Genomic DNA, 25,309 nt, shown 5'->3' on the forward strand with positions numbered 1-25,309 from the left:
GGGACTTAACCCAACATCTCACGACACGAGCTGACGACAGCCATGCAGCACCTGTCACCCGGTTCCCGAAGGCACCAAGTCATCTCTGACAAGTTCCGAGGATGTCAAGGGTAGGTAAGGTTCTTCGCGTTGCATCGAATTAAACCACATGCTCCACCGCTTGTGCGGGTCCCCGTCAATTCCTTTGAGTTTCAACCTTGCGGCCGTACTCCCCAGGCGGAGAACTTAACGCGTTAGCTCCGACACCGAGAGGCAGACCCTCCCGACATCAAGTTCTCATCGTTTACGGCGTGGACTACCAGGGTATCTAATCCTGTTTGCTCCCCACGCTTTCGCGCTTCAGCGTCAGATAAGGCCCAGCGAGCCGCCTTCGCCGCAGATGTTCTTCCCGATATCTACGCATTCCACCGCTACACCGGGAATTCCGCTCGCCTCTACCTTTCTCTAGCCATGCAGTATCGGGTGCAGTGCACGGGGTTGAGCCCCGGCATTTCACACCCGACTTACGAGGCCGCCTACGCGCCCTTTACGCCCAGTAATTCCGAACAACGCTCGCTCCCTCCGTATTACCGCGGCTGCTGGCACGGAGTTAGCCGGAGCTTCCTCTGGTGGTACCGTCAAACCCGCCTACTATTCGTATACGGGCTTTCGTCCCACCTAACAGGGGTTTACACTCCGAGAAGCTTCATCCCCCACGCGGCGTCGCTGGGTCAGGCTTTCGCCCATTGCCCAAATTTCTAGACTGCTGGCTCCCGTAGGAGACTGGGCCTTATCTCAATCCCAGTGTGGCCGATCACCCTCTCAGGTCGGCTATCAATCGTCGCCTTGGTAGGCCGTTACCCTACCAACTAGCTAATTGAGCGCGGGGCCATCCACAAGCGGTAGCTTCCAAGGAGAGGCCACCTTTAGTTGTCATACCATGCGGACTGACAACCACATTCGGTATTAGCCCGCCGTTAGGCGGGTTGTTCCCAGCTTGAGGGCAGGTTCCCCACGTGTTACTCACCCGTCCGCCACTGTACTCACGTTCCGAAGAACGCTTTCTCGTTCGACTTGCATGACTAAGACACGCCGCCAGCGTTAGTTCTGAGCCAGGATCAAACTCTCCGTGAAAAAAATGAGAGAGCCCATATTATGGGCTTTTTTTGCAAATTACTGAAATTCTCAAGAAACCTTGAGAACCTACCAAGCTTTTGAATAACACATGCACGTTATTTGATTTTCAAAGAACAAAATAGGCACTCTTGACTTACAAAGTGCCGGTAAGGAGTAAATCTATCAAATCGACATTTGCAAGTCAAGCAAAATTCTGCACCATTTTGGGTGCAGAGCGCGAAATATATAAAATAGAACCTCAAATGTCAAATCTTTTCAGAAAAATTCTCCTCTCACACGACCTTCTTCAACATCTGCTTCGCCATCAAACTGCCTCAAGTAGCGCACTGCCCGCTCCATATCTTTCTTTACCCATGCATCGGGTTCAGACGCCATAGCGCGTTCAAGTGCTAAAATGGCTTCCGGCTCTTCAATTTGCATCAATGCCCAGGCAACAATCTGGCGCACATCCCGATCTTTGTCTCCAAGCATTCGGATCAGATCGCGCAATGCCTCCTTCGCCCGCAACATTCCCAATGCCCAGGCGGCCTTTGTGCGCACAGGTGCGGCAGAGTCGCGCAAAGCAGCGCGCAAATGGGGAACAGCTTCAAAAACGCGCTGTGCGCCCAAAAAGGCAGCCGCATCAATGCGCTGATCAACCGTCCCCGATCGCAATTGCTGAACATAATCGCCATGTGGCGAGCTACAGCCACATAAAAAAAGCAAAAGTGCTGGCAGTATTTTCTTTAACTGATACATGCTTTCAGGGCTTCGTAATTGGTCTTTATAGTCCTGTCAATATCCGCGTCAGAATGGGCCAGAGAGACAAACGCAGCCTCAAACTGCGACGGAGCCAGATAAACACCTCGATTGAGCATCTCCCGAAAATACCGGGCGAACAGATCCTGATCACACGCATTGGCAGCATCGAATGACGTCACAGGTACTTCCGTAAAAAACAAGGTCATAATCGAACCCACCCGATTGGTCTGATATTTCAACCCCAGAGCTTTTAAATTTTCCAAAATACCTGTCTCCAGAGCCTGTACCCTTGCCTCCAGCACCTCATAAACACCCGGTTCTCGCAGGCGTTTGAGTGTCTCATATCCCGCTGTCATAGCCAGGGGATTGCCCGACAATGTGCCGGCCTGCGACACCATTTTACCCAGCGGTGAAATATCTGACATAATTTCTCGCCTACCGCCAAAAGCACCAACGGGCAGCCCACCGCCGATAATCTTCCCCAAAGTCGTCAAATCAGGCGTCACCCCATAAAGCTCCTGCGCCCCCCCCTGACTGACGCGGAACCCGGTGATGACCTCATCGAAAATCAGCACAATACCCATTTCTGCCGTTATATCTCTCAACCCCTGCAAAAAACCCGGCGCTGGCGGAATCACTCCCATATTGCCGGCCACAGGCTCAACAATAACAGCCGCGATCTCATCCCTATTTTCCACAACGGCTTTTTCTACGGCCTCCAGATCATTAAAAGGCACTGTAATCGAATCCGCTGCGGTTCCAGGCGTAACCCCCGGGCTGCTCGGCGCGCCCATCGTGAGAGCAGAAGACCCCGCCTGAATCAGAAAACTATCGGCATGCCCGTGCCAGCACCCCTCAAATTTGACAATTTTGTTTCGCCCCGTGTGCCCGCGAGCCAGCCGAATAGCCGACATCGTGGCTTCGGTACCCGAATTTACCATCCGCACCATTTCCACACTCGGCACCATTTCAGTGACCAATTGGGCCATCTTCACTTCGATTTCTGTCGGCGCGCCAAAACTCGTCCCCCCAGCGGCCGCTGTATTGACAGCCGCGACAATTTCCGGATGTGCATGACCCAAAATAAGCGGTCCCCAGGACCCCACAAAATCGATATAAGATCTCCCATCGGCATCGACAATTCGCGCCCCCTCTCCTTTCACAATAAAGAGCGGGTCACCACCTACGGGACCAAATGCTCTTGCAGGACTATTTACACCTCCGGGAATCACCTGTTGTGCTGCGTCAAATAGCGTTTTTGAACGCGTATTCAAATTACACCTCCGTGAAAAGACAAATGGAATATTGTGACAACATCTTAATTACACCTCTCACTGTATCCTGTCAAGCTAATTCCTCCGCTTGCAAAACACGACCACAATCCGTATATTATTTGCACAGCGGCAGTAGCTCAATTGGACAGAGCATCTGGCTTCGGACCAGAGGGTTGGGGGTTCGAGTCCTCTCTGCCGCACTTTATTTTTCAGGCACTTAAATTTTAAGTGCCTGAATTTTTTTCATTTTTTATTATGACGTCAATGAGCGATACAATCACCATCAGAGGTGCGCGTCAGCACAACCTCAAAAACATCGACCTGGACATCCCGCGCAACTGCCTCGTCGTCATCACCGGACCCTCAGGATCGGGCAAATCGTCCCTGGCCTTCGACACGATCTACGCCGAAGGACAACGCCGTTATGTGGAATCGCTATCCGCCTATGCGCGGCAATTTCTCGATCTCATGGACAAACCCGATGCCGACAGCATAGAAGGACTCTCGCCCGCTGTGGCAATTCAACAACGCGGCATCCCCCGCACACCGCGTTCAACAGTGGGCACCATAACCGAAGTCTATGACTATTTGCGTCTCTTATTTGCCAGAATAGGCACGCCGCATTGTCCGATATGCAGCCAGCCCATTGTGCGCCAGAGCGTCGCGCAAATTGTCGATCGCGTACTCGCACTACCCGAAGGACAACGCCTTCAGATCCTCGCGCCTCTGATCCGCAATGCCAAAGGCACCCACCTGAGTGTTTTTAACCAGTTGCGCAAAGAAGGCTATCTCAGGGTGCGCGTCAATGGCGAAGTCGCGTCACTCGACAGCGACATCAACCTCGATAAAAACACAGCGCACAACATCGAAGCCGTCATCGACCGCCTCGTCGTGCGCGAAAACATGGCCGCGCGCCTCGCAGACTCACTCGAAACAGCCCTCGACCTGGCCAACGGCACAGCCACACTCGACATTATTGACGATGAGGAATGGACATTCTCCACGCGCTTTGCCTGCACAGAAGGCCACTTTGAAATCGAAGAAATAGAACCCCGCCTCTTCACATTCAATAGCCCGCACGGCGCTTGCCCTACTTGCAGCGGTATGGGCACTGTTTTTGAAGTCGATCCCGACCTCGTCGTGCCCGATCCGTCAAAATCCATCCTCGAAGGCGCGATTGCCCCCTGGGGGATCCCCAAAGGCAAACGCCAGGCAGACCAACTTCAACGCCTATCGCGCAACCTCTCATTCGATCCCTCAATGCCCTTTTCCAAACTCTCCAAAACCGTCCAAAGAACAATCCTCAGAGGAAAAACTGGCGTCATACCCGACCTCCAGCACCAATACAAAACGGCTACATCCGACGAAGCGCGAGAAAAAATCGAGCGTTTTATGCGCGGGCAAACCTGCCCCGACTGCCAGGGTGCGTGCTTGCGCCCTGAGGCTCTTGCCGTCACAATTTCCAATTGTACAATCGCAGACATCGCCAGCAGGCCTATTGAAAAAATCAGGCAATTCTTCCAAACACTCGACCTCAAAAACAACGCGGCCGAGATCGCTGCCCCCCTCACACGCGAAATCGAAAACCGCCTCGCATTTCTCACGGATGTCGGCGTGGGATACCTCGCGCTCAACCGCAAAGCCGCAACACTTTCAGGAGGTGAATTTCAGCGCATTCGCCTCGCCACACAAATCGGAACCCGCCTCGTCGGTGTTCTCTACGTACTCGACGAACCCAGTATAGGCTTACACCCCCGCGACAACCGCAAACTCATCGACACCTTCTGCAACCTGCGCGATTTGGGCAACTCGGTCATCGTGGTCGAACACGACCGCGAAGCCATGCAAATGGCCGATCATCTCATCGACCTGGGCCCGAGCGCGGGTGAACGCGGCGGCAAAATTATCTCACAGGGACCACCAAAAACCGTGATCGCAGACGAAAATTCTCTCACCGGCAATTATCTCGCCGGTCGAAAAACCATCCCTCTCCCCCCCGACATTCGCCACCCCCGCGGGCATCTCTCAATCAGAGGCGCCAGCGGACACAACTTGCAAAACGTCAATATCGATATTCCCCTGGGCGTCTTTGTATGCGTCACCGGCGTATCTGGCTCGGGCAAAAGCTCGCTCATCAATCACACCCTGTATCCCGCGCTCGCCCGACAACTCCACCGCGCCAGCACAGAACCATTGCCTCATAAATCTATCGAAGGCGTTGAACAAATCGACAAAGTCATTCGCATAGACCAATCCCCAATCGGGCGCACCCCGCGATCAAATGCCGCCACATACACGGGACTCTTCACAGCCATACGCCAACTCTACGCCCAATTGCCCGAATCCAGAGTGCGCGGTTATGGCGCCGGGCGCTTCAGCTTCAACATCAAAGGCGGGCGCTGCGAAGCCTGCCAGGGCGATGGCGTGCGCCGCATTGAAATGCACTTCCTCCCTGACGTATTCGTCACCTGCGACGTATGCAGTGGCAGCCGATACAACCGAGAAACCCTCGAAATCCGATACAAAGGCAGTTCAATAGCCGATGTCTTAAACCTCACAGTAAATCGTGCCCGCACCTTCTTCCGCAACATCCCGGCGGCACAGCGACAACTCAAATCACTCGCCGACGTGGGCCTGGGTTATTTGCGCCTCGGTCAGCCAGCCACATCCCTCTCTGGCGGCGAGGCACAGCGCGTCAAACTCGCAACCGAACTTGCGCGAACCGCCACGGGCAAAACGCTTTATCTCCTCGACGAACCCACCACGGGATTGCACTTTGACGACATCCGCGTCCTCATCGAAGTCCTCGACCGCCTCGTTGACCGCGGCAACACGGTTCTCATCATAGAACACAACCTCGACGTCGTCAAACGCGCAGACTGGGTCATCGACCTCGGACCCGACGCAGGCGAAAAAGGCGGCAACATCGTCGCAACCGGCACGCCAGAGACCATCGCCCAAAATCCATCTTCCCACACAGGTCATTTCCTCAAAGAAATTTTAACCCCAAAAGCAACCACCGATGAACACGGATAAACACAGATGGTTGCGATGTTGCCCATCTCGAACATCTGCCTTGCCTAATGTCAGTTAAAAAATAAAAAAGCGCCCCATCACTTGCTGGGACGCTTCTTTTATTTTTTATATCTCCGTCACCTATTTCCGCTCATCGTATTGCCGCCTGTAATACTCTCGATACCCTGCGCTCTCTCGAATTTTTCGCCACCAATCTTCATTGCCCAAATACCATTCAACCGTCAGGCGCAATGACTCTTCAAAATTGTACTTTGGCTTCCACCCCAGCGCCATAATTTTCGACGCATTCAGAGAATACCGCATATCGTGTCCGGGCCGATCAGCCACATGCTGCATTAAATCTTTCGGCTTCTCCAAATACTCCAGAATCTTTTCCGCAACAGAAAGGCCATCCGCCTCATTCTCACCCCCCACATTATACGCCTCACCCTGCGCGCCCTTGTGCAGCACCAGATCAATCGCCTCGCAGTGATCCGTCACATAAAGATGATCGCGAATCGCCGTCCCTACGCCATACACCGGTAACGCAAGATCGTCCATCGCATTGGTAATATAAATAGGCACGCGCTTCTCGGGATATTGAAAACCTCCAATGTTATTGGACGCGCGCGTAATCACCACGGGCAAACCATACGTAATGGCAAACGCCCGCGCCATCATATCTCCAGACGCTTTCGCCACCGCATACGGATTGCGCGGCGCAATCGGTGCATCTTCAGTCCACGGATCTTCGTCCTCTCCCAAAGACCCATACACCTCATCTGTACTCACCTGCAAAAACCGCTCAACACCGCAATCTCGCGCTGCAGCGAGCAACGTGTACACACCCAGCGCATTGGACTTCATAAACTCCTCGGCACCCATAATGCTCCGATCAACATGGCTTTCCGCGGCAAAATTCACCACCAGATCAACCCGCTGCATCAAATCATTGACCAGCCCGGCATCGCAAATATCCCCTCGCACAAATTCATACCGGGGACTATCCGCAACATCCAGCAGATTGTCCAGATTGCCCGCGTACGTCAGCTTGTCCAAATTGATAACGCGATAATCGCGATACGTATCGAGAACATATCGCACAAAATGGCTGCCGATAAACCCGGCACCGCCTGTAATGAGCATTGTCTTCAAATTTTTCTCCGTTCACCTGAATGAGAGGTGTGGATAATTCATTTGTTGTGGTAAAACGACCTATAAAGTTTTTTTAATATTTTTCCTTCATGCCTTCGGCGACTTCATTTTTTTGCGCGCCCAAAAAAATAAAGGAAAAAAAGGGCGCCCCTGCGGGGGGCTTGCACAGCACAAAACGTTTGTGGAGATTGTACGTCAGAAGGTGGCCTGCACAGTTGAAATGCCGTAAAAATGTCCGCTGCGAGACGGACTCACGCGCTGTGCGGAATGGCTTTAACTGATGGTACTTTGGGACGGCTAATCTGAGTACACCGTCTCCGTACCTTTTTGGACGCCCTCCAGTAAGTCTGCGGCAAGATAGTAATCCTCCACATCCTCAAGACCACGTTTGATAATCTCCCCGAGAAAGAAACCTTTCGTACGCCCCGTTTTCGACACCAGATAATCAATTCGTTGCTCGGCTTCGGGAGCCAGTTGAATTGTAGCCGCCATATTGCCATCTCCTCTAAACATCGCAAAATAGACACGATACCGATCTGGTATCGCCATCATTTCATACACATCTTCTCACAGTTGGTTCGATATAAATTTTGAGTAATAGTCGCAGAGTGTCGGATGTCTATGTGCTCGAGAGATTTTCAGCTATATCAATAAACAGGTTGTACACGCAATACGTCTGCTGGATCGCTTTGCTGGATTTGTTCGCTATAGGCCATCTTGCGGCGTTGCCAGATTTCGTAAATACCTTTCCACCGACTGAAATCCGTTCGGGTCTCGTCAAAGTCGTCGTAGCGCAATAGTTTTCCCGCCATAAAAATGTCGTAAAAATCCTGGCTGAGAATCCCGTATTTTTCTTCATAAAGCGTGAGCCGTCGTTCAAGCTGCTTCATTTCAAGGACGAGTTCGTGAAGGTCCATATGCAACCCCTGCTAATCATCTCAAGTATCCTCGACAAGTTGCCGGACCTGTTGGTCCAGTCCCTTAATAGCACTCTGAATTGCGGTGACTTCGCGCTCTTCAAAGTACGCCTCACCGCACTGTTCACAGACCCAGGCTGGGACTGTGTAAAACATCAGATGATAACCCTTTCGGTCAACGTGAAAGGCGCATTTGAGCGTTTCATTTGCCCAGAACAGTGGATGCAGTTCATTGTTATTTCCTTGTCCATAAGCATCCACCAATCCTCCGCCCAGATCGCATTCATAAGCATCTAATCAACTAATTGCTGGACTGGAGGAGAAAGAATCTTCCTACCGCTCTTTCCCTGTTTCAGCCTTGCATCTTTTAGAATGCGATCAATGTCAAAATCCATAGACTTTGCCAGGGCTTCTTTGATCCTTCTGGTTTCTTGGATAACCTCATCCGTGGTCTCTTTATCGTTTAGTTCTTTCATAGCGATTATTCTCCAATTAATTCTTCGGGTGTACAGAGGATTGGTAGTTCATAGCCACAATCTGCCACGATTGTACGAAGTTCCTTCATGATTGCCCCATTAGCAATGTGCCGACAATTCCAGGTCAACAGAATATCAATGCCGTGAACCGATGAGACGGCAATATGGATGGCATCACGTACTGCTCTCTGTGGCAGCAATCCTGAATCCATGATAGCCTTTGCAACATCGTTAACAGCTTCTGTCAGGTCAAGAAGCGGAAAACCCTGTAGGAAAGATAGACGTCTCTGTACAGCATCAGCATCGCCCGAAGTCGCTTCGTCCAAGACGATTTCCGAAATGCACAGATCATAATTTTGACGCACACTGTTCCACCAGGTGTGCGTTATTTGTTGCCTCGCTGCCTGAAGCAGGTCACGACTTGGTCGTGCAGTCAGGTAGCTGGGAATTGTCGTTTCGATATAAACTCGTTTAGTCATAGCGAAGTACCCTTAAATATATATACATATGTCAAAAGTGCATAATGCGCTCTAAAGCCGCTTCTCAGCGATACAGACAGGACAATTTATTTTTTTGCCCAGACTATGCAGAAAATCTCGCACACCCTCTTCGGGCATCAGAAAAGCGGCTGCAAAAGCATTCGCCCGCTGCTCAGTCCTCGTCTTAGCATTGTGAGCACTCGTAACAGTAGCCGCCTCATCGCGGTCCATAAGCGCGTGACCGTGTTCATGAGCAAAAGAAAACTGCCGCCGCACTGGCGCCTGATTGAGATTAGCCAGAACCGCCAGGCCAAAATCGGGACTACTCAAAAAAAGACCCGAAATTTCATCTTAGATAATCGCACGATACTTGTCAATAATATAGAATAATTATTTTGATTATCGCACCATATCAAAAACGTTTTCTTGACATAATAGGCTTTTAAGGACTATATTTCCGAACACTGGACTGGGGGTGGTCCCAGTCGGCAGCAGGTCCTGGGATCTCTCGGGACCTTTCGCTTTTTCTGGAAGGTGTATTATGGGAAACCCGACTCCTCACCTAATACTCAGTGAAGAACAGATCGAAGCATTCTTCGAAATAGGATTCGTCATCGTACCTGACGTTTTCACACTCACCGAAATCGAAGAAATGCGAGCCGGATTTGACCGTCTGCAAAAAATGGCCTACGCGCTATCGGAGCCCGGGATCCACAAAGGCTCTGATTTTGCCATAGAAAGAAAGGAATCGGGGCGGGTCATCATACACCGCATCTCCTGGTGCGGGGCAGCCGAACCCGTATTGCTCGCTTATGGCAAAGACCATCGCCTCCTCGGAATGGCGAGCCAGTTGCTGGACAGCAACGAAATGAACCAGTTAATCAACCAGGCCCACTTCAAAATACCCGGCGACAACGTGGCATTTCCGTGGCATCAGGACAGCGAACATCGCGGATATGGGAAACCCTGGTGGAAGGACGTCAACGGACGCGGCAGCTTTGTCCAACAAGCCATCGCCATTGACGATGTAACCGAAGAAAGCGGACCTCTGAAATTCATCCCTAAAAGTTGCAAATTGGGACATCTGGGCCCGCTGAGTCGCAGCGAAGAAGAATACCCGGCACTCTTCAATCCCGACGACGCCATTACGGGGATCATGAAAGCTGGCAGCGTAGTCCTATTCAACCCATACGTCATCCACGGCAGCGAACCGAACCGCTCGCGGAAACCGCGGCGCATCTTTATCAACGGCTATGCTTATCCGGGCGCCAACTCGAGAACCTATCCTGGAAGGGGCGCTGGCAGACTCTTAAAGATCGCTGACTAACGGCTGCTAATCTGAGCCATCTCCCGATCCTCCTCAAGCGCACGAGCCATCGCCTGACGCACACCCAGAGGACGGACGGGAAAACGCTCGCGCGCGCCATCATCTCGGACAATCGTCTCATTCCGCAAACTGTCGATGAGCTTCTTACCCACCCGCGCATAAAGAGGCGTCACCAGCCCCAACCACAAACTGGAAAGACGAGGACTCAAAAAAGGCACCGGAATCATAACACGCCGCACGCCAATCTGACGGGCATACTCGCGCATCAGCCCGCCGTAGGACACCTGTTCTGGACCCCCAATCTCAAAAACCGCACTCCCCTCCTCCTCCACATCCAGACCCTGGATCAAATAAGCAATCACATCTTCAATCGCAATAGGCTGGGTCGGTGTGCGGACCCAACTCGGCGTAATCATAATCGGCAACTTATTGACCAGACTGCGCACCATCTCAAAAGACAGCGACCCCGAACCAATAATAATAGAAGCGCGAAACTCCAGCGTCGCAGGTCCCTCAGCAGCCAGAATAGCCCCCACCTCCCGACGGCTGGCCAGATGGGAAGAAAGCTGGCCAGCCCCAACCAGCCCCCCCAAATAAATAACGCGCCGAACCCCTTGCTGCAGCGCGACGCGAGCAAAATTTTGTGCCCCAATGCGGTCCTGCTCCTCAAAATTGGCTCTAGACCCCATAGAATGCACCAGATAGTACGCCGTATCTACCCCCTCCAGAGCAACCCTCAGCGAATCCCGATCCAGCACATCCCCTGCGACAATCTCGGTATCGGAACAAAACCGACCAGCCAGAAATTGGGGATTGCGAGCCAGACACCGCACGCGCGCGCCCCTCTCTTCAAGCACCGGAACCAGCCGCCCACCAACATAGCCACTGGCCCCCGTCACCAGAACGAGCTTGTCTTTTCCCTTATCCTGAAACATTACCTGCCTAATGCATATCTACGGACAGCACATAACTCAGCAGAGTCACCAGAAGCCACGTCGCCACCAGCACAACCCCAAAAGGACGCTTCATCGCATTGCCCGACACAAAAATACCGCAGCGAAAAACAACGAGAATAAACACCATAGCCGGGAACAAAAATTGGAAAAACTGACCATCGGCTTGCAAGCCACCTGGTGTTGCCGCAGCCGAGACACCGGCGACAAAGAGCACATTGAGAATATCAGCACCGATAATATTGCCAACCGCCAGCTCGCCGTGCCCGCGTCTGACAGCGGTAATCGCCGTCACGAGTTCTGGGAGCGACGTGCCAAACGCGACCAGCGTCGCCGAAATAATGTGCTTTGGCACACCAATTCTCTCTGCCAAAACGCTCACACTGGGAATGAGAATTTGAGCCGAAATAACAATAACCGCAATCGCCAGGAGCAACTTCACAAGCACGAGGCCCGCGTTACTCTCCTCTGCATCGGTTGCATCTTCCTGCTCGGCATCCGACATAGTCGCTGCCCAGCGGATCGACTGCCAAATATAGAGCACGAGAAGAACAACAAAAGCGAACCCGGCAAACTGTGGCAAAACCCCACCCTGGGTAAACAATTTCGCGGGAGAAGCCCACGGAAAACAGGCCAACACCAGAAGAATACCAGCACCCACCTGCACATTGGACAACCGCGATGCCAACTGGCGGTTGAGAGGTAAAGGAGCAATCAGAGAAGCCAGACCGATAATAAGACCCGTATCGCAAATAATCGAACCAACAGCATTCCCAAGAGCAAGCCCCGGTTTTCCTTGAATCGCCGAAAACACGGACACCGCCGCTTCCGGCGTCGTCGTACCAATACTCACAATCGTCGCACCGATAACCGCCTTCCCCAGCCCCCAGCGCACCGAAAGCGTCACAGCTTCATCGACGAGCCAATCTGCGCCTTTGCCGAGCGTGTACAGCGTCATCGCAATAATCACAAGCAGGAACGGACTGGCCAATCCCATCACAAGCTCTTCAATCCACTTTTCCATTTTCACCTTTCTAAATCAAATCACAAAAATATCACTCGGACGATCCTGCTCCGCCACGCTCATCGGAAAAGACCGAATACCCTGACCCTGCAACATATCTACACACGTCTCTCTCGCCAGATCTGGCCGGTTATTCTTCTGACTCAAATGCGCCAGAACCGCCTGCTGCAACCCCTCTCGCGCCAGATCGCACAACGCCTCGGCAGCCCCATCATTTGACAAATGACCGTGCGTACTATTGATCCGCTGCTTCAAAACCCAGGGATAAGGTCCATCCATAAGCAATTGCCGATCGTAATTCGTCTCAATAATCACCAGATCGGCGCGGCGCATATACTGATAAATTAGCTGCGTCACCGTACCCATATCTGTTGCAACCGTCACATTGGAACGTCCATCCGTCACGGAAAAATTCACGGGATCGGCCGCATCGTGGGGCAATTGGAACGCCTGAAAAGACAGATCCCCAATAGAAAACGCCTCATCATTTTCAAACACTCGAATCCTCTCGCTCCCCCGAAAAATCTTCTTTGACGCATTCAACGTACCCTCCGTCATCCAAACCGGCAACCCGTACCGCCGCGCCAACACACCCACCCCCTTAATATGATCGGAATGCTCGTGACTCACCACAATAGCTTGCAAACCCGCTGGATTAATCCCAACACCTTGCAAACGCTCTTCGATCTTCTTACCCGTCAAACCCGCATCGATAAGCACACTTGAAGAACCATTTTGAACACAAATCGAATTGCCACCACTGCCGCTTGCCAACAAACAAATCTTCACCGGTAACTCCTTTGCTCACTACTCATTCACAATCCGCGCCACCCAAATACTAATCTCATACAAAACTACGAGTGGCAGCGCCATCAAAACCTGAGACAGGGGATCGGGAGGGGTCAAAATAGCGGCGAGTATAATCCCGAACACAAGTGCATAACGCCGTCCCTTTCGCATCCGATCGCGTGTTGCAATCCCCATCTTAGCCAGAAAAAACGTCAACACAGGCAACTCAAATACCAACCCAAAAGCAATCAAAAGGCGCAACACAAAACCGATATACTCTCCAATATCAAACTGCGGCTTCACAACCGTATCAGCAGCCATACCAACAAAAAACTTCATCGCCAGCGGGATAACCAGCCAGTACGCCAAAATAGCACCAACAACAAAACACACAGTGGCCGAACCAATCACAAACGTGACAAACCGTCGCTCGCTGGCAAACAAACCGGGCGCGACAAACATCCAGATCTGAAAAATCAAAAACGGCAGCGCCAGAATCCCCCCGCCCACCAGCGCGATCTGCAACTTGACCATAAACATGCCCATCGGTCTTAAGGTCTGCAATATCAGTTCATCTTCCAGCTCGCGGGTAGGATGGAGCAGCACAGCCAAAATCTCATTGACAAAAATCCCGCAAAAAACCGCACCCACAATAATCGCGGCCAACCCCTTCAAAATGCGCCACCGCAACTCCTCCAGATGATCGAGAAAAGGCATCGGCTTGCCCTCATCGGGCAGATCTTCTTCATCGCGGTCTGGCATAATCGCCGGCACCGTACCCTCAGGCGGTGCAAGCTCCACCTCTCGCGGCCTCCGAATAGCCAACACCGCCAGCCCCATCAGCGCCATCACGCCGCACAACTGAGAAAACAAATCGCCAAACCGCATATAAAGCGTCTGCTCATTGCGCGGTGCAATCGTCCCCGCCACAACAGCCTCGTGAAACAAACCCGTCTTTTGCTCTTGCCGCCCATAGGGATCGATAAACATCGACACACCCGTATTGGCGCAACGCACCACCCAACGCCTGTTCTCAACAGCCCTGAACGTTGCAATATCCGCGTGTTGATACGGCGCTGACGTGCGCCCGTACCACCCATCATTCGTAATCACCACCAAAAACTCGGCACCCCGAACCATCATATCGCGCGCAAGCCAGGGAAACACCGAATCAAAACAAATCATCCCTGAAAACTTTCCACCCGGCACCTCAAAAACCGTAAGCGCAGTCCCGCTCTCAAAATCGCCGCTGATATACCCCCCACCGCTCCACCGAAAATCGCGCAAAAACCCGAGCAATTTAGGAAAAGGCGCCCGCTCCCCAAACGGCACCACCTTCACCTTGTCGTAATGCGGCAAATCACCCCCACCAGGCTCAAACAAAAAAGAAGAATTATAATAGCGATCCCGCGCCGCGGCCTCGAAGCGATTCGCCCCCATATACAGATAAATCCCCAGCGAATCAACCAGCGCCTGCACCCGCGCCTGATACGCCTGATGCGATGCGCCTTCACTTTTCAAACGCGCAGGCAAAGCCGCCTCTGACCACACAACCAACCGCGCCCCCGACTCCGCAGCCTGAATCGTCAAAGGCTCCAACTTGTTAAAATTGTGATTAAAACCCCAGTAAGATTTCTCAACAGGCGGCACATTTTGCTGCACAATAGCGACCTTCAAATCGCCCTTATCAACCGGCTCTGCCATCCGCCACAAACCAAATCCCGCTGGCAGTGCAAAAGCCAGAACCAGAACACCAACCATCAAACCGCGCCGCGCACTTTCCAATGCCTTAAACGCAATCAGATTAACCACCACCACCCAAAACGACACCCCGTAAACCCCGGTCACCTCTGCAATCTGAATCAAAGGCAAATAATCCACCTGGGTATGCCCGAGCAGCATCCACGGAAAACCCATATCGCCCAGCGTATTAAAATATTCAAACCCCACCCACAAAAAAGGCACCATCCACAACCCCAGCCTGCCAACGCGCGCCATTGCAAACGACCACAACCACACAAACAGCCCCCGAAAAAGCGACATATACAAAATTGCCCCCGCCATACCCGGGGGGGTAATCCACGCAATCCAATAAACACTCGCACCGTAAAAAACCGCACCCTGCAAAAAACCCGCGCCAAAAGCCACGCGCCCACGCAAATTTTCAGCAACGGGAATAAGGGGCAACAAACTGATACAGGCCAAAAAACCGAGAGGCAATGGGGGAAAAGCCGCTGCCATCATCAAACCCGACAAAATCGGATACCCGAGCGCCAACCGCCAACCCCACGTATTGTCCTGCGCCATATTATCTATGTTCATCTGTGTCGATACTCGCTTCGCTCGTTTTAGGCTACGCCTGTGCTGTGGTTAAAAATCTCTATTGCAAAAAACACAAAGATTACGGAATATAAAGACGGGTCAAATCCCTGTCAATTGCCGTACCAAAAAACAAACCCGATCTATAACATGTTACCCAACCTCAATACAGAACTCCAGACATTGCGCGAACAAAACCTCTACCGCTCGGTGCGATGTGTGGAAACCAGCCAGGAACCCCGCATCCGCATCAAAGGGCGGGAACTCATCCTCTTTTGCTCAAACAACTACCTGGGCCTCGCCAACCATCCCATCCTCAAAGGTGCAGCCATAGAAGCGCTCAACACCTATGGAAGCAGCACCGTAGCATCGGCACTCATCTCGGGATATATGCCCCCACACGCCGACCTCGAAAACAGCATAGCGCAATTCCTCGGCACAGAATCCGCCATCGCATTTCCCACGGGCTACACAGCCAACCTCGGCGTCATACCCGCCCTCATCAACCGCGACGACATCATTTTTAGCGACCAATTAAATCACCGCAGCATCATTGATAGCTGTCGCCTCTCCCGCGCACAAATCGCCATCTACAACCACTGCGACATCGCCCACCTCGAAACCCAGCTCAAAACCTCGTCCGCCCATCGCCGTCGCCTCATCGTCACCGATGGCGTCTTCTCAATGGACGGAGACATCGCCCCCCTACCCGAACTCGTCTCCCTCGCCGAACAACACAACGCCATTCTCATGGTCGATGACGCCCACGCAACCGGCGTTCTCGGCCCCAATGGTCGTGGCACCTTCGAACACTTTGGCCTCTCTCCCGAAGCCATCGACATCCACATGACCTCGGGCAGCAAAGCCCTCGGCGCGTCCGGCGGTTTCATCTGTGGCAGCCGCGACCTCATCGACCTCATCCGCAACCGCTCGGCAGCGTACATCTACACCACCGCAATGCCACCCGACGCATGTGCATCCACCACCGCGGCACTCGACCTCATCCAGCGCGATACCAGCTTGCGCCAACGCCTGTGGCACAACACAACAACCATCACCCAGCATCTTCGCGCGCTCGGATTCGACCTCGCAAAATCCCAAACCCATATCATACCCATACTCATCGGCGACGCCCAGAAAACCGTAGAAATATCCGAACACCTCTACAATCGCGGCATCTACCTCTACGGCATACGCCCCCCCACCGTACCCGAGGGCCAAAGCCGTCTGCGCCTCTCCGTCATGGCAACCCATACCGACGACGACATCGCACAATTATTAGACGCCATGACCGAAGTGCGACACAAATTTTTTTAAAAAACCTTGTCTGAATCAGGATTTTCAGGATTATAGGATGGACAGGATATAGCTGAGTAGATAGGTCGTAAGGAGAACCTCTGATATAGATATACCTGTAATGATCATAAACGGAGATTTTTATGTCCAACCCCCTCGACCACATCCGAATCGTACTCGTTGAACCCAAAGAACCCGGCAACATCGGCGCAGTGGCTCGCGCGATGAAAAACACGGGCCTATCGCACCTCTACCTCGTCAATCCCCCCGACCACACCAGCGGCGAAGCCCGCGCAATGGCGCACGGGTCGGGCGACATCCTCTACGGTGCCACCGTCGTATCCTCACTCCCCGAAGCACTCGCAGACGTATCGCTTGCCGTGGGCACATCCCATCGCAAACGCCGCGAATTCGACATCGTACACCCGCCTCAAACCGCGACAGACAAACTGTTATCCCTTCCCAAAAATCACAAAGGCGCCATCGTCTTTGGCCGGGAAGAAAACGGACTGACCAACAACGAAATCCAACTGTGTCAGCTAATCTCCCGCATCCCCTCAGCCGTGCGCTACCCCTCCCTCAACCTGTCGCAAGCCACCCTCATCTACGGCTATGAACTCTTTCGCGCAACCCATTCCGAAATCCTCTACAAACCATCAGAAGTTGATCTGGCTACGCACCGCGAACTCGAATCCATGTACGACCACATCCAAACCGCACTCGACAAACTCGGCTTTGTCTCCCGACACCGCCCCCAGACCTTCATCCGATCCATCCGCCGAATCTTCAGCCGCATCGACATGGAACACCGCGACGTAGCCACCATCCACCGCGTCTTCCGTCAAGTCGATCGCTTCATCGCACGCCACGGCCTCGACCCCATCCCACCGCCCGACCAAAAAACAGGGTAACCGCTCTCTGAGACAGTCACCCCCCAAACCCCAGCCTCTCCAAAAGCGACAGACTCAAACTCTCCATTGCCGGCACTGTACCCACACCCCCCAAAGACGACAGAGATGCCCACGTCTCATACCCTCCCTCTTGCGTCAATGCCTCATCTGTACACACATAACCAATATACCCGTTCGCCAGACTCACCAGCATCAACGGCGAAGCCGACGTCTGCGCCTTAATCCGAAGGCCCGTCTCCACAAAAATCTCCCCCGGCAACGCCAGAATCGCCGCATCGCCCAACCGGATCGCCTGCACGGGTGCCGTCATCTGTTCCGGCAACGCCGCCAACCGCTGGCACTGCCTGGCATATACACCTACCCGATCCTGCCGCACCGGTTGCCCCACCACCCAGCTAAATGGACCCTCCTCGTATTCATATCCGCCTGCGAGAATCTGCTCGGCAATATCGAGATCCGTCTCTGTAATCACTTTCCTCGAAAATTCCAGCGTCCCCGTCACAGCCTCCAATGCCAGTTCCTCATCCAAATCCATCAACTGAATCTCGGTCAAAACATGCCCTGCCAGAACATTTGCCATCCGCCGCGCTCTGGGGTGCCCCCGATCCCGCCAAATCCGCTCGCCACTATAATCGTTATTATTAATCTGTCCAGACGCCGCATTCCACAAAATCGGCACGCAGTTCCCACCCAGATAATGCCGCATCAAATTGAAAAACTGGCCAAAATAATCTGCCGACACCTCCCCGACACTGCCCGTCCCCACATAGTGCAGAGAAAAACTCGCCACCACCGAAATCGGCGTACCATCCATCCCCTCCACATACATCATCGCCAACTCCGGATCGATCTCTCCCATTGGCCGCACGAGATCCGGATTATTCAAACCCGGATTCATCCGCACCGTCCCATCCCTCATCAGCCAGCGCCGATAAAACGAAATACGATCCTCCATCACACTGGCAAACCCCGCCCGGGCAGGCTGCATTCTCTTAATAGCCAACGCCACGGCATCGGCCACTTTCAGCGGAAGCCATGTCGTATAACCCTCATCTTCACCCATACCCAGAAGATTGCTCACCCCTGCCCCTGAATGCGTATGTGTCGCATTCACCATCACGCACTCAGGAGATATCCCACACCGTTCTTGAATACGTGCCTTCACGGCATTCGCAATCGCTTCTGTCACCGCAATCAAATCGCAGGTCACCATGGCAATCCTGACATCACCATTGTCGATCACCAATGCCTTGGCCAGAAGCTCATCGTGTACATCCTCTCCGTATCGCGGCTGAAAACTTCCCGGCATCGTAACACCCAGCCAGGGTGTAATATTGGACGTAGCAGCCCCTGCTTGCAATTTCATAACTTTCCTCCCGTATTAGATTTCACACCTTTTTTATTATATAATGGAAACAGGGCGTTTTGTCGAATGAAGCTCAATGCGGTTGACAGTAGTTTATGGAACGCTTATTCTTTCAAGAACAGGAGGTGTTTCGTGGCTGACTTGACAGAGCGCCCGGTAATTGGCGTAACCGTGGGCGATCCGGCGGGAATCGGACCAGAAGTTGTGATCAAAGCGCTGTGTGAACCAACGCTTTACAACAAAGTAAAACCACTGGTCTTTGCCGACCGATCGGTTTTGGAGCAAACGGTGAAAATGCTGTGTGTGGATATAGATTTGCACGCTATAGACAATCCGCGCAATGGGCATTATGAAGCCGGGTGTATCGACTTTATTGACGTTGGGAGTCTGTCTGAACCGATTGCCTATGGCCAGATCTCTGCCGAAGGTGGTCGGGCGGGATATCAATATCTGGACCGGGCAATTGATGCAGCTCTATCAGGTACCGTAGTTGGCCTATCCACAGCGCCATTGAACAAAGAATCATTACAGGCTGCAAAACTACCTTATATCGACCACACGGCGATGCTCAATGCCCGAGCGGCGTTGCGAGTGCCAATGACGCTGTTTTTGGTAAAAAATTTAAAAATCTTCTTTCTCACCCGGCACATTTCCTTTCGGGAAATTCCAGATGCCATTACAAAAGCGGGAATTCTGGAAGCACTGCCACTGTGCGACCTGTATTTGCGGCAACTGGGAACCGAAACACCGACCATAGCTGTGGCCGGCTTAAATCCACACGGCGGCGAACAGGGCCTGTTCGGACGAGAGGAAATCGAGGTCATAGGCCCCGCTGTAAAAGAAGCGCAAAAACGCGGATGGCGAGTACAGGGACCGATACCAGCGGACTCGGTATTTCATCTGGCACTGGAAGGACGTTACGATGGGGTATTATCGCTCTACCACGACCAGGGGCATATCGCATCCAAAACACTGGACTTCCACGGAACAGTAAGCCTGACAATGGGACTGAAGTTTTTGCGCACATCAGTAGATCACGGAACAGCCTTTGACATTGCCGGACAGGGAATAGCGTCAGAACGGGGCATGGTAGAAGCAATTCGCGCGGCCGGACAATACGCAGTGCCGGTACGCGAGCGATTGGAAATGTCATTTGTACCCTCTTGACTTATTTGTCTAAGGATATATACTTTAATTATCACTAAACTATAAGCATCTTGAAAATTCACCTCTCCCTATGAGGAATGCGCTATGGCGAGCAAAAAAGAAGACTATTTGGGAATTGAAAATTACAAAGTAGTGGGCACGCGACCGATACGGCACGATGGAACCGATAAAGTAACGGGCCGCGCGGTTTATGGTCCAGACTTTCACTTAACCGGATCGCTATACGGCAAAACACTGCGAAGCCCTCATGGGCATGCGCGGATCAAATCCATCGACACCAGCAAAGCCGAAGCACTCCCCGGAGTAAAAGCCATAGTACTCGGAAAAGACCTCGTCCAAAATTACGAAGACAAAATCTCCGACCTCGGTGAGGGATCGGTCGATCTGCGGTTCTTAATCGCCAATGTACTCGCCGGAGACAAAGTCCTCTACGACGGACACGCCATCGCAGCCGTAGCAGCCACCTCTGCACACATCGCAGAAGAGGCATTAAACCTCATCGACGTAGAATACGAAATACTCGAACCCGTACTCGAAGTCCGCCGCGCAATGGAAAACGACGCACCGCTATTGCACGACGATCTGAAAATGAAATCCCTCGGCGAAGAAACGGACCAGGCGAGCAACATCGCAAACCACTTCCAGCACAAACAGGGAGATATAGAAAAGGGATTTGAAGAAGCGGACGCAGTCATAGAGCGGGAATTTGCAACCGGCACAGTACACCAGGGATACATCGAACCACACAACGTAACCGCGCACTGGAGCGAAAACGGAAAGCTCACAATATGGTGCAGCACACAGGGACCATTTGAAGTGCGCGGCCAGGTCGCCGACGTACTCGGCCTCGAAGTGGGTGACATACGCGTAATCCCGCAGGAAATCGGAGGTGGATTTGGCGGGAAATTCCGCGTCTATGAAGAACCGACCGCAGCCCTGCTGGCGCAAAAAACCGGAAAACCCGTAAAAATGGTCATGTCCCGCACAGAAGTATTAAAAGCCACCGGACCAACGCCCGCATCCTACATCAAAGTCAAAATGGGCGCAACGCGGGACGGCATGCTAACGGCGGCACAAGCCTACATGGCCTATGAAGCTGGAGCCTATCCCGGCTCTGCCGTAGGCGCTGGTGCGGGATGTATCTTCTCGCCCTACAGCATCCCAAACTCCCTCATAGACGGCTACGACGTCGTCGTAAACAAACCCCAATCGTCCGCTTACCGCGCACCCGGCGCAACCAACGCGGCATTTGCATCTGAAACAGTAATAGACGAAATATGCGAACAGATCGGAATGGACCCCCTCGAATTTCGACTGAAAAACGCGTCCAAAGAAGGCACGCGACGGGCCGATGGACCAGTCTTCTTGCGCATTGGCCAGGAAGAAGTCGTCAAAGCGGCCATAGCGCATCCGCACTACAGCGCGCCCCTTGAAGGACCGAATCGGGGACGCGGCGTCGCCGCTGGATTCTGGTTCAACGGCGGAGGCACATCAACAGTGGTCGCTAGCGTAAACCCGGACGGCACAGTAGCACTTGTCGAAGGCTCGCCCGATATTGGAGGCACACGCACCTCAGTCGCCATACAATTTGCCGAAGTCCTGAATCTCCCCATCGAAGACATCAAACCAAATGTCACGGACACCGACGCAATCGGACAAACCGATGGAACGGGCGGAAGCCGCGTGACATTTGCAACCGGCTGGGCGAGCTATGAAGCCGCGCAAGACGTAAAGCGCCAGATGATCGAACGGGCAGCCACCTTATGGGAAATATCAAAAGACGACATAGTCTTTGAAGACGGAACCTTCCGCTCCAAATCGGACTCATCCAAATCCATCACCTTCAAAGAACTCGCCGCCAAAGCCAATGGCGCAGGTGGTCCCGTAGTAGGACGCGCTGCCGTAAGCGGCAAACAAGCCGGTCCCGCATTCGCACTCTTAATCGTAGATGTCGAAGTAGATCCAGACACGGGCAAAGTAGATATCTTGCGGGCGACCATTGTTCAGGACGCGGGCAAAGCCATTTATCCCGGCTATGTAGAAGGGCAGATGCAGGGCGGTGTAGTACAGGGAATCGGATGGGCATTGAACGAGGAATTTGTGTACAACGACCAGGGCGTAATGGTCAACGCCTCTTTCCTGGATTATCGGATGCCCACAACACTTGACCTCCCCATGATAGAAACCGTCATCGTAGAAGTGCCCAACCCGGGCCATCCTTATGGCGTACGAGGCGTGGGCGAAGTGCCCATTGTCCCGCCGCCAGCCGCAGTCGCCAACGCGATTTACCGCGCTGTTGGCATACGGCTAAACGAGCTACCCATGTCGCCATCGCGAGTCCTGAAAGCACTCTGGGAATCAGATGGCAGCCATGATCAGGCAGCAGATTAATCAGATAGGAAAACACAATGGACTGGTTCTCCCAATACGGATTTCTCGGTGCCCTGCTCCTCTCGGGCATCGTTCTCGGTGCAATCCCCGTCGTACTGCCCCTGATCATATCCCCTCGCGCGCGCGGTCGCAAAAGCCGCGAGACCTACGAATGCGGCATGGACACAATTGGCAGCGCATGGGTGCGCTTCGACATCGCCTATTATCTATTTGCACTCATCTTTGTCGCATTTGAAGTCGATGTATTGTATATTCTTCCCATCGCCGTAATCTACGATTCGGGCACCTACGTCTGGCGCGACTTCATCGAACTCACAATCTTCGTCGGCATTCTTTTTCTCGCCATCATCTACGCCTGGAGCAAAGGCGTTTTGCACTGGAGAAGTCGATAATGGCACAAATAGAACTCCCTCTCGTAAAAAGCGATCCCAAAAACATTGAAGAACTGCGCGAAGAGGTCGGCCCACTGGTACACATGGACCTGCTGGAAAACCTGCTCAACCACGCACGGTCCCGATCCCTGTGGCCCCTCACATTCGGCCTGGCCTGTTGCGCCATCGAAATGATGGCTGCAGGCGCATCGCGCTTTGACCTCGACCGCATTGGCGCAGGCGTCTTTCGCCCGAGTGCGCGACAAGCCGATGTCATGATCCTCGCAGGCACAATCTCCCGCAAAATGGCACCAGCCATCAAAACGCTCTGGGATCAGATGCCCTCGCCCAAATGGGCCATAGCCATGGGGGGGTGCACCATCGATGGCGGTCCCTTTAAGTATCCCGGACAGTACGCCATTGTCGAAGGCGCAGACAAAATTGTGCCCGTTGATGTGTACGTACCGGGTTGCCCCCCGCGTCCCGAAGCGCTCTTTGCGGCACTGTTCAAACTCGAGGAAAAAATCCGAGCCGGAAAGAAATTCAATAAATGATCGCCGACAAACTCTCTACACTCCGGCTCGACGCGACCGAGGTCGAATACAATGCGCGTGGCTTTCATGTACAACACACCGCTTCAGCCGACACGCTCCCTCAGATCGCAGATGCCTTCCTATCCGAAAATTTTCACCTCGAAATGATAACCTGTCAGGATCGACGTGAAAACGACAATGCTTTTCGTCTAATTTACCAGTTTAACCAATACGGCACGCCCCAAAGGCATATCATCCACGCCGACATAGCGCCCGATGCAGCCGCACCCAGTATTGCCACAATCTTTCCCGCTGCCGACTGGTACGAACGCGAAATTTTCGACATGTATGGCGTCAGCTTTGACGGCCATCCCGATTTGAAACGCATCTTAATGGAAGAAGATTATTTTGGTCATCCCCTGCTCAAAGACTTCGTCGATCCCCCCAATCCCTATCGCAGCGAGGACGACGCGTAAGGCTTTATCCGCAGATGTACGCAGATAGACGCAGATAATATTAAAAGTATCCGCAAAAGTACACGCGGATGAAAGGTGCTTAATGAACAGCCGATTTGAGGTCGAACAAGATCCAAAAAGTCGAGATACCTATTATCTCAACATGGGGCCTCAGCATCCCTCTACACACGGCGTCATGCGCATCAAACTGCACCTGGATGGCGAACGGATAATTTCAGCAGAACCCATCATCGGGTATGGGCATCGCGCACACGAAAAAATGGCCGAAAACCGCGACTACATCCAGTTCTTGCCCAATCCCAGTCGCGTAGATTACCTCGGCGGCATGATCTACAACATAGGCTATTGTCAAGCCGTAGAACGCGCGATGGACATCGAAGTGCCTGAACGCGCCGAATACATCCGCATCATCTGCAATGAGCTCAACCGCATCTCCAGCCACCTGCTCTGGCTGGGCACCTTCTTGATGGACCTGGGCGCATTTACCCCATTTCTCTACGCCTTTGACGACCGCGAAAAAATCCTCGACATCCTGGACCGCATCACCGGATCGCGCCTCACCTATTGCTACGCGCGATTTGGCGGCGTCATTCTCGACATCGACGATATATTCCTCGACAACGTCTCCAACTTTTGCACCTACTTTGTCGAACGCTTAAAAGAATACGAAAAACTCGTCATCGGCAACGTCATCTTCCGCGAACGCACCATCGGCGTCGGTATCTTCGCCCCCGACCTCGTTCAAAAATACGCCATAACAGGTCCCTGTCTGCGCGCCATGGGCCATAAACACGATGTCCGCAAAGACGAACCTTACGGCATCTACGACCGCTTTGACTTTGACGTACCCACACAAACAGAAGGCGACTGCTTTGCCCGCACACTCGTTCGCATGGAAGAAATGCGCCAGAGCATTCGCATCGTCGAACAAGCCGTAAGCGACGTGCCCGACGGCCTCTTTCTCGCAGCCCGGGTGCCCAGACGCATTCGCCCGCCCGAAGGCGACTATTACTTCTGCGTAGAATCACCCCGGGGCAACTTCGGCATGTACATCGCAAGCGACGGCAGCGACATCCCCTTTCGCCTCAAATTGCGAACCCCATCGTTTTCACACATCTCGACCATGCCCGCTGTCATGGCCGGCACCATGCTCGCCGATGCGGTCGCTATTCTGGGCAGCATCGACATTGTCGTACCCGAAATAGACAGATAG

At 53.0% G+C, this 25,309-nt stretch carries 24 protein-coding genes, 1 tRNA gene and 1 rRNA gene; 11 read left to right on the top strand and 15 right to left on the bottom strand.

Features of this window, described 5'->3' with window-relative positions:
• The 3 genes from OXH16_24060 to hemL all read right to left on the bottom strand — a co-directional run.
• Positions 1-1,113 (bottom strand): 16S ribosomal RNA (locus OXH16_24060); the annotation flags it as partial.
• 258 nt (positions 1,114-1,371) lie between these two features.
• Positions 1,372-1,854, bottom strand: a complete 483-nt coding sequence (locus tag OXH16_24065) for a HEAT repeat domain-containing protein (protein ID MCY3684479.1) — start codon at positions 1,852-1,854, stop codon at positions 1,372-1,374.
• The gene (hemL, locus tag OXH16_24070; protein MCY3684480.1) at positions 1,842-3,131 is read right to left on the bottom strand and encodes a glutamate-1-semialdehyde 2,1-aminomutase; all 1,290 of its coding nucleotides are present in this window, start codon (positions 3,129-3,131) and stop codon (positions 1,842-1,844) included. Before hemL ends, OXH16_24065 begins: the two co-directional genes overlap by 13 nt.
• 126 nt (positions 3,132-3,257) lie before the next feature.
• Between hemL and OXH16_24075 the strand changes: the two genes are divergently transcribed.
• A tRNA-Arg gene (locus tag OXH16_24075) sits at positions 3,258-3,331 on the top strand.
• Positions 3,332-3,395: 64 nt separating this feature from the next.
• Complete coding sequence (gene uvrA, locus OXH16_24080; GenBank protein ID MCY3684481.1) at positions 3,396-6,167, top strand: excinuclease ABC subunit UvrA; 2,772 nt, start codon at positions 3,396-3,398, stop codon at positions 6,165-6,167.
• 120 nt (positions 6,168-6,287) lie between these two features.
• Here uvrA and rfbB read toward each other — a convergent pair whose 3' ends face one another.
• The 7 genes from rfbB to OXH16_24115 all read right to left on the bottom strand — a co-directional run bounded on the left by rfbB (position 6,288) and on the right by OXH16_24115 (position 9,503).
• Complete coding sequence (gene rfbB / locus OXH16_24085; GenBank protein ID MCY3684482.1) at positions 6,288-7,292, bottom strand: dTDP-glucose 4,6-dehydratase; 1,005 nt, start codon at positions 7,290-7,292, stop codon at positions 6,288-6,290.
• Between the two features lie 306 nt (positions 7,293-7,598).
• Positions 7,599-7,793 carry a CopG family transcriptional regulator gene (locus OXH16_24090; GenBank protein ID MCY3684483.1) on the bottom strand — a complete coding sequence of 65 codons (195 nt, stop codon included), beginning with the start codon at positions 7,791-7,793 and terminating at the stop codon, positions 7,599-7,601.
• A 155-nt stretch (positions 7,794-7,948) separates the two neighbouring features.
• Positions 7,949-8,218, bottom strand: a complete 270-nt coding sequence (locus OXH16_24095; GenBank protein MCY3684484.1) for a hypothetical protein — start codon at positions 8,216-8,218, stop codon at positions 7,949-7,951.
• 21 nt (positions 8,219-8,239) lie between these two features.
• Positions 8,240-8,479 (bottom strand): YgiT-type zinc finger protein, encoded by a 240-nt coding sequence (locus OXH16_24100; GenBank protein MCY3684485.1) that lies wholly within the window; start codon positions 8,477-8,479, stop codon positions 8,240-8,242.
• Between the two features lie 32 nt (positions 8,480-8,511).
• A complete protein-coding gene (locus OXH16_24105) occupies positions 8,512-8,694 on the bottom strand; it encodes a hypothetical protein (GenBank protein ID MCY3684486.1) in 183 nt (60 codons plus the stop codon).
• 5 nt (positions 8,695-8,699) lie between these two features.
• Entirely contained in the window at positions 8,700-9,173 is a 474-nt protein-coding gene (locus OXH16_24110) for a type II toxin-antitoxin system VapC family toxin (GenBank protein ID MCY3684487.1), read from the bottom strand.
• 51 nt (positions 9,174-9,224) lie between these two features.
• Positions 9,225-9,503 (bottom strand): ImmA/IrrE family metallo-endopeptidase, encoded by a 279-nt coding sequence (locus OXH16_24115; protein ID MCY3684488.1) that lies wholly within the window; start codon positions 9,501-9,503, stop codon positions 9,225-9,227.
• Positions 9,504-9,714: 211 nt separating this feature from the next.
• Here OXH16_24115 and OXH16_24120 point away from each other — a divergent pair, with 211 nt between their 5' ends.
• On the top strand, positions 9,715-10,500 hold the full coding sequence (locus tag OXH16_24120; protein ID MCY3684489.1) for a phytanoyl-CoA dioxygenase family protein: 786 nt from the start codon (positions 9,715-9,717) through the stop codon (positions 10,498-10,500).
• On the opposite strand, the gene OXH16_24125 is transcribed toward OXH16_24120, so the two are convergent.
• The 4 genes from OXH16_24125 to lnt are packed head-to-tail and all read right to left on the bottom strand — an operon-like array spanning position 10,497 to position 15,588.
• Positions 10,497-11,435: an NAD(P)H-binding protein gene (locus OXH16_24125; protein ID MCY3684490.1), complete on the bottom strand. Its 939-nt coding sequence runs from the start codon at positions 11,433-11,435 to the stop codon at positions 10,497-10,499. The two genes, OXH16_24120 and OXH16_24125, sit on opposite strands and share 4 nt — an antisense overlap.
• 7 nt (positions 11,436-11,442) lie before the next feature.
• Positions 11,443-12,477: a sodium:calcium antiporter gene (locus OXH16_24130; protein ID MCY3684491.1), complete on the bottom strand. Its 1,035-nt coding sequence runs from the start codon at positions 12,475-12,477 to the stop codon at positions 11,443-11,445.
• Positions 12,478-12,492: 15 nt separating this feature from the next.
• On the bottom strand, positions 12,493-13,266 hold the full coding sequence (locus OXH16_24135) for an MBL fold metallo-hydrolase (protein MCY3684492.1): 774 nt from the start codon (positions 13,264-13,266) through the stop codon (positions 12,493-12,495).
• An 18-nt stretch (positions 13,267-13,284) separates the two neighbouring features.
• Entirely contained in the window at positions 13,285-15,588 is a 2,304-nt protein-coding gene (gene lnt, locus OXH16_24140; GenBank protein ID MCY3684493.1) for an apolipoprotein N-acyltransferase, read from the bottom strand.
• 147 nt (positions 15,589-15,735) lie between these two features.
• Here lnt and bioF point away from each other — a divergent pair, with 147 nt between their 5' ends.
• Positions 15,736-16,902 carry an 8-amino-7-oxononanoate synthase gene (bioF, locus tag OXH16_24145; GenBank protein MCY3684494.1) on the top strand — a complete coding sequence of 389 codons (1,167 nt, stop codon included), beginning with the start codon at positions 15,736-15,738 and terminating at the stop codon, positions 16,900-16,902.
• A 122-nt stretch (positions 16,903-17,024) separates the two neighbouring features.
• Positions 17,025-17,792 carry an RNA methyltransferase gene (locus OXH16_24150; GenBank protein ID MCY3684495.1) on the top strand — a complete coding sequence of 256 codons (768 nt, stop codon included), beginning with the start codon at positions 17,025-17,027 and terminating at the stop codon, positions 17,790-17,792.
• 16 nt (positions 17,793-17,808) lie between these two features.
• On the opposite strand, the gene OXH16_24155 is transcribed toward OXH16_24150, so the two are convergent.
• Complete coding sequence (locus tag OXH16_24155; protein ID MCY3684496.1) at positions 17,809-19,158, bottom strand: hypothetical protein; 1,350 nt, start codon at positions 19,156-19,158, stop codon at positions 17,809-17,811.
• A 132-nt stretch (positions 19,159-19,290) separates the two neighbouring features.
• On the opposite strand from OXH16_24155, the gene pdxA reads away from it, so the two are divergent.
• The 6 genes from pdxA to OXH16_24185 all read left to right on the top strand — a co-directional run bounded on the left by pdxA (position 19,291) and on the right by OXH16_24185 (position 25,309).
• Positions 19,291-20,325, top strand: coding sequence for a 4-hydroxythreonine-4-phosphate dehydrogenase PdxA (gene pdxA / locus OXH16_24160; protein ID MCY3684497.1), 1,035 nt, complete (start codon positions 19,291-19,293; stop codon positions 20,323-20,325).
• Between the two features lie 84 nt (positions 20,326-20,409).
• A complete protein-coding gene (locus OXH16_24165) occupies positions 20,410-22,716 on the top strand; it encodes a xanthine dehydrogenase family protein molybdopterin-binding subunit (protein ID MCY3684498.1) in 2,307 nt (768 codons plus the stop codon).
• A 17-nt stretch (positions 22,717-22,733) separates the two neighbouring features.
• Positions 22,734-23,108: an NADH-quinone oxidoreductase subunit A gene (gene ndhC / locus OXH16_24170; protein ID MCY3684499.1), complete on the top strand. Its 375-nt coding sequence runs from the start codon at positions 22,734-22,736 to the stop codon at positions 23,106-23,108.
• The gene (gene nuoB / locus OXH16_24175; GenBank protein ID MCY3684500.1) at positions 23,108-23,641 is read left to right on the top strand and encodes an NADH-quinone oxidoreductase subunit NuoB; all 534 of its coding nucleotides are present in this window, start codon (positions 23,108-23,110) and stop codon (positions 23,639-23,641) included. The genes ndhC and nuoB overlap by 1 nt, the downstream gene beginning before the upstream one ends.
• A complete protein-coding gene (locus OXH16_24180) occupies positions 23,638-24,096 on the top strand; it encodes an NADH-quinone oxidoreductase subunit C (protein MCY3684501.1) in 459 nt (152 codons plus the stop codon). Before nuoB ends, OXH16_24180 begins: the two co-directional genes overlap by 4 nt.
• Positions 24,097-24,178: 82 nt before the next feature.
• Positions 24,179-25,309, top strand: coding sequence for an NADH-quinone oxidoreductase subunit D (locus OXH16_24185; protein ID MCY3684502.1), 1,131 nt, complete (start codon positions 24,179-24,181; stop codon positions 25,307-25,309).

It is taken from the genome of Gemmatimonadota bacterium, from assembly GCA_026705765.1.
Taxonomy (GTDB): Bacteria; Latescibacterota; UBA2968; order UBA2968; family UBA2968; genus VXRD01.

Excerpts from the sequence above, each read along its gene's own strand:
- nuoB (MCY3684500.1), top strand. The coding sequence starts at position 23,108 with ATGGCACAAATAGAACTCCCTCTCGTAAAAAGCGATCCCAAAAACATT.
- OXH16_24130 (MCY3684491.1), bottom strand. The coding sequence starts at position 12,477 with ATGGAAAAGTGGATTGAAGAGCTTGTGATGGGATTGGCCAGTCCGTTC.
- OXH16_24155 (MCY3684496.1), bottom strand. The coding sequence starts at position 19,158 with ATGAAATTGCAAGCAGGGGCTGCTACGTCCAATATTACACCCTGGCTG.
- OXH16_24125 (MCY3684490.1), bottom strand. The coding sequence starts at position 11,435 with ATGTTTCAGGATAAGGGAAAAGACAAGCTCGTTCTGGTGACGGGGGCC.
- OXH16_24120 (MCY3684489.1), top strand. The coding sequence starts at position 9,715 with ATGGGAAACCCGACTCCTCACCTAATACTCAGTGAAGAACAGATCGAA.
- OXH16_24185 (MCY3684502.1), top strand. The coding sequence starts at position 24,179 with ATGAACAGCCGATTTGAGGTCGAACAAGATCCAAAAAGTCGAGATACC.
- uvrA (MCY3684481.1), top strand. The coding sequence starts at position 3,396 with ATGAGCGATACAATCACCATCAGAGGTGCGCGTCAGCACAACCTCAAA.
- OXH16_24065 (MCY3684479.1), bottom strand. The coding sequence starts at position 1,854 with ATGTATCAGTTAAAGAAAATACTGCCAGCACTTTTGCTTTTTTTATGT.
- OXH16_24150 (MCY3684495.1), top strand. The coding sequence starts at position 17,025 with ATGTCCAACCCCCTCGACCACATCCGAATCGTACTCGTTGAACCCAAA.
- OXH16_24105 (MCY3684486.1), bottom strand. The coding sequence starts at position 8,694 with ATGAAAGAACTAAACGATAAAGAGACCACGGATGAGGTTATCCAAGAA.
- bioF (MCY3684494.1), top strand. The coding sequence starts at position 15,736 with ATGTTACCCAACCTCAATACAGAACTCCAGACATTGCGCGAACAAAAC.
- OXH16_24095 (MCY3684484.1), bottom strand. The coding sequence starts at position 8,218 with ATGGACCTTCACGAACTCGTCCTTGAAATGAAGCAGCTTGAACGACGG.
- rfbB (MCY3684482.1), bottom strand. The coding sequence starts at position 7,292 with ATGCTCATTACAGGCGGTGCCGGGTTTATCGGCAGCCATTTTGTGCGA.
- OXH16_24090 (MCY3684483.1), bottom strand. The coding sequence starts at position 7,793 with ATGGCGGCTACAATTCAACTGGCTCCCGAAGCCGAGCAACGAATTGAT.
- ndhC (MCY3684499.1), top strand. The coding sequence starts at position 22,734 with ATGGACTGGTTCTCCCAATACGGATTTCTCGGTGCCCTGCTCCTCTCG.
- OXH16_24110 (MCY3684487.1), bottom strand. The coding sequence starts at position 9,173 with ATGACTAAACGAGTTTATATCGAAACGACAATTCCCAGCTACCTGACT.
- lnt (MCY3684493.1), bottom strand. The coding sequence starts at position 15,588 with ATGAACATAGATAATATGGCGCAGGACAATACGTGGGGTTGGCGGTTG.
- OXH16_24180 (MCY3684501.1), top strand. The coding sequence starts at position 23,638 with ATGATCGCCGACAAACTCTCTACACTCCGGCTCGACGCGACCGAGGTC.
- OXH16_24165 (MCY3684498.1), top strand. The coding sequence starts at position 20,410 with ATGGCGAGCAAAAAAGAAGACTATTTGGGAATTGAAAATTACAAAGTA.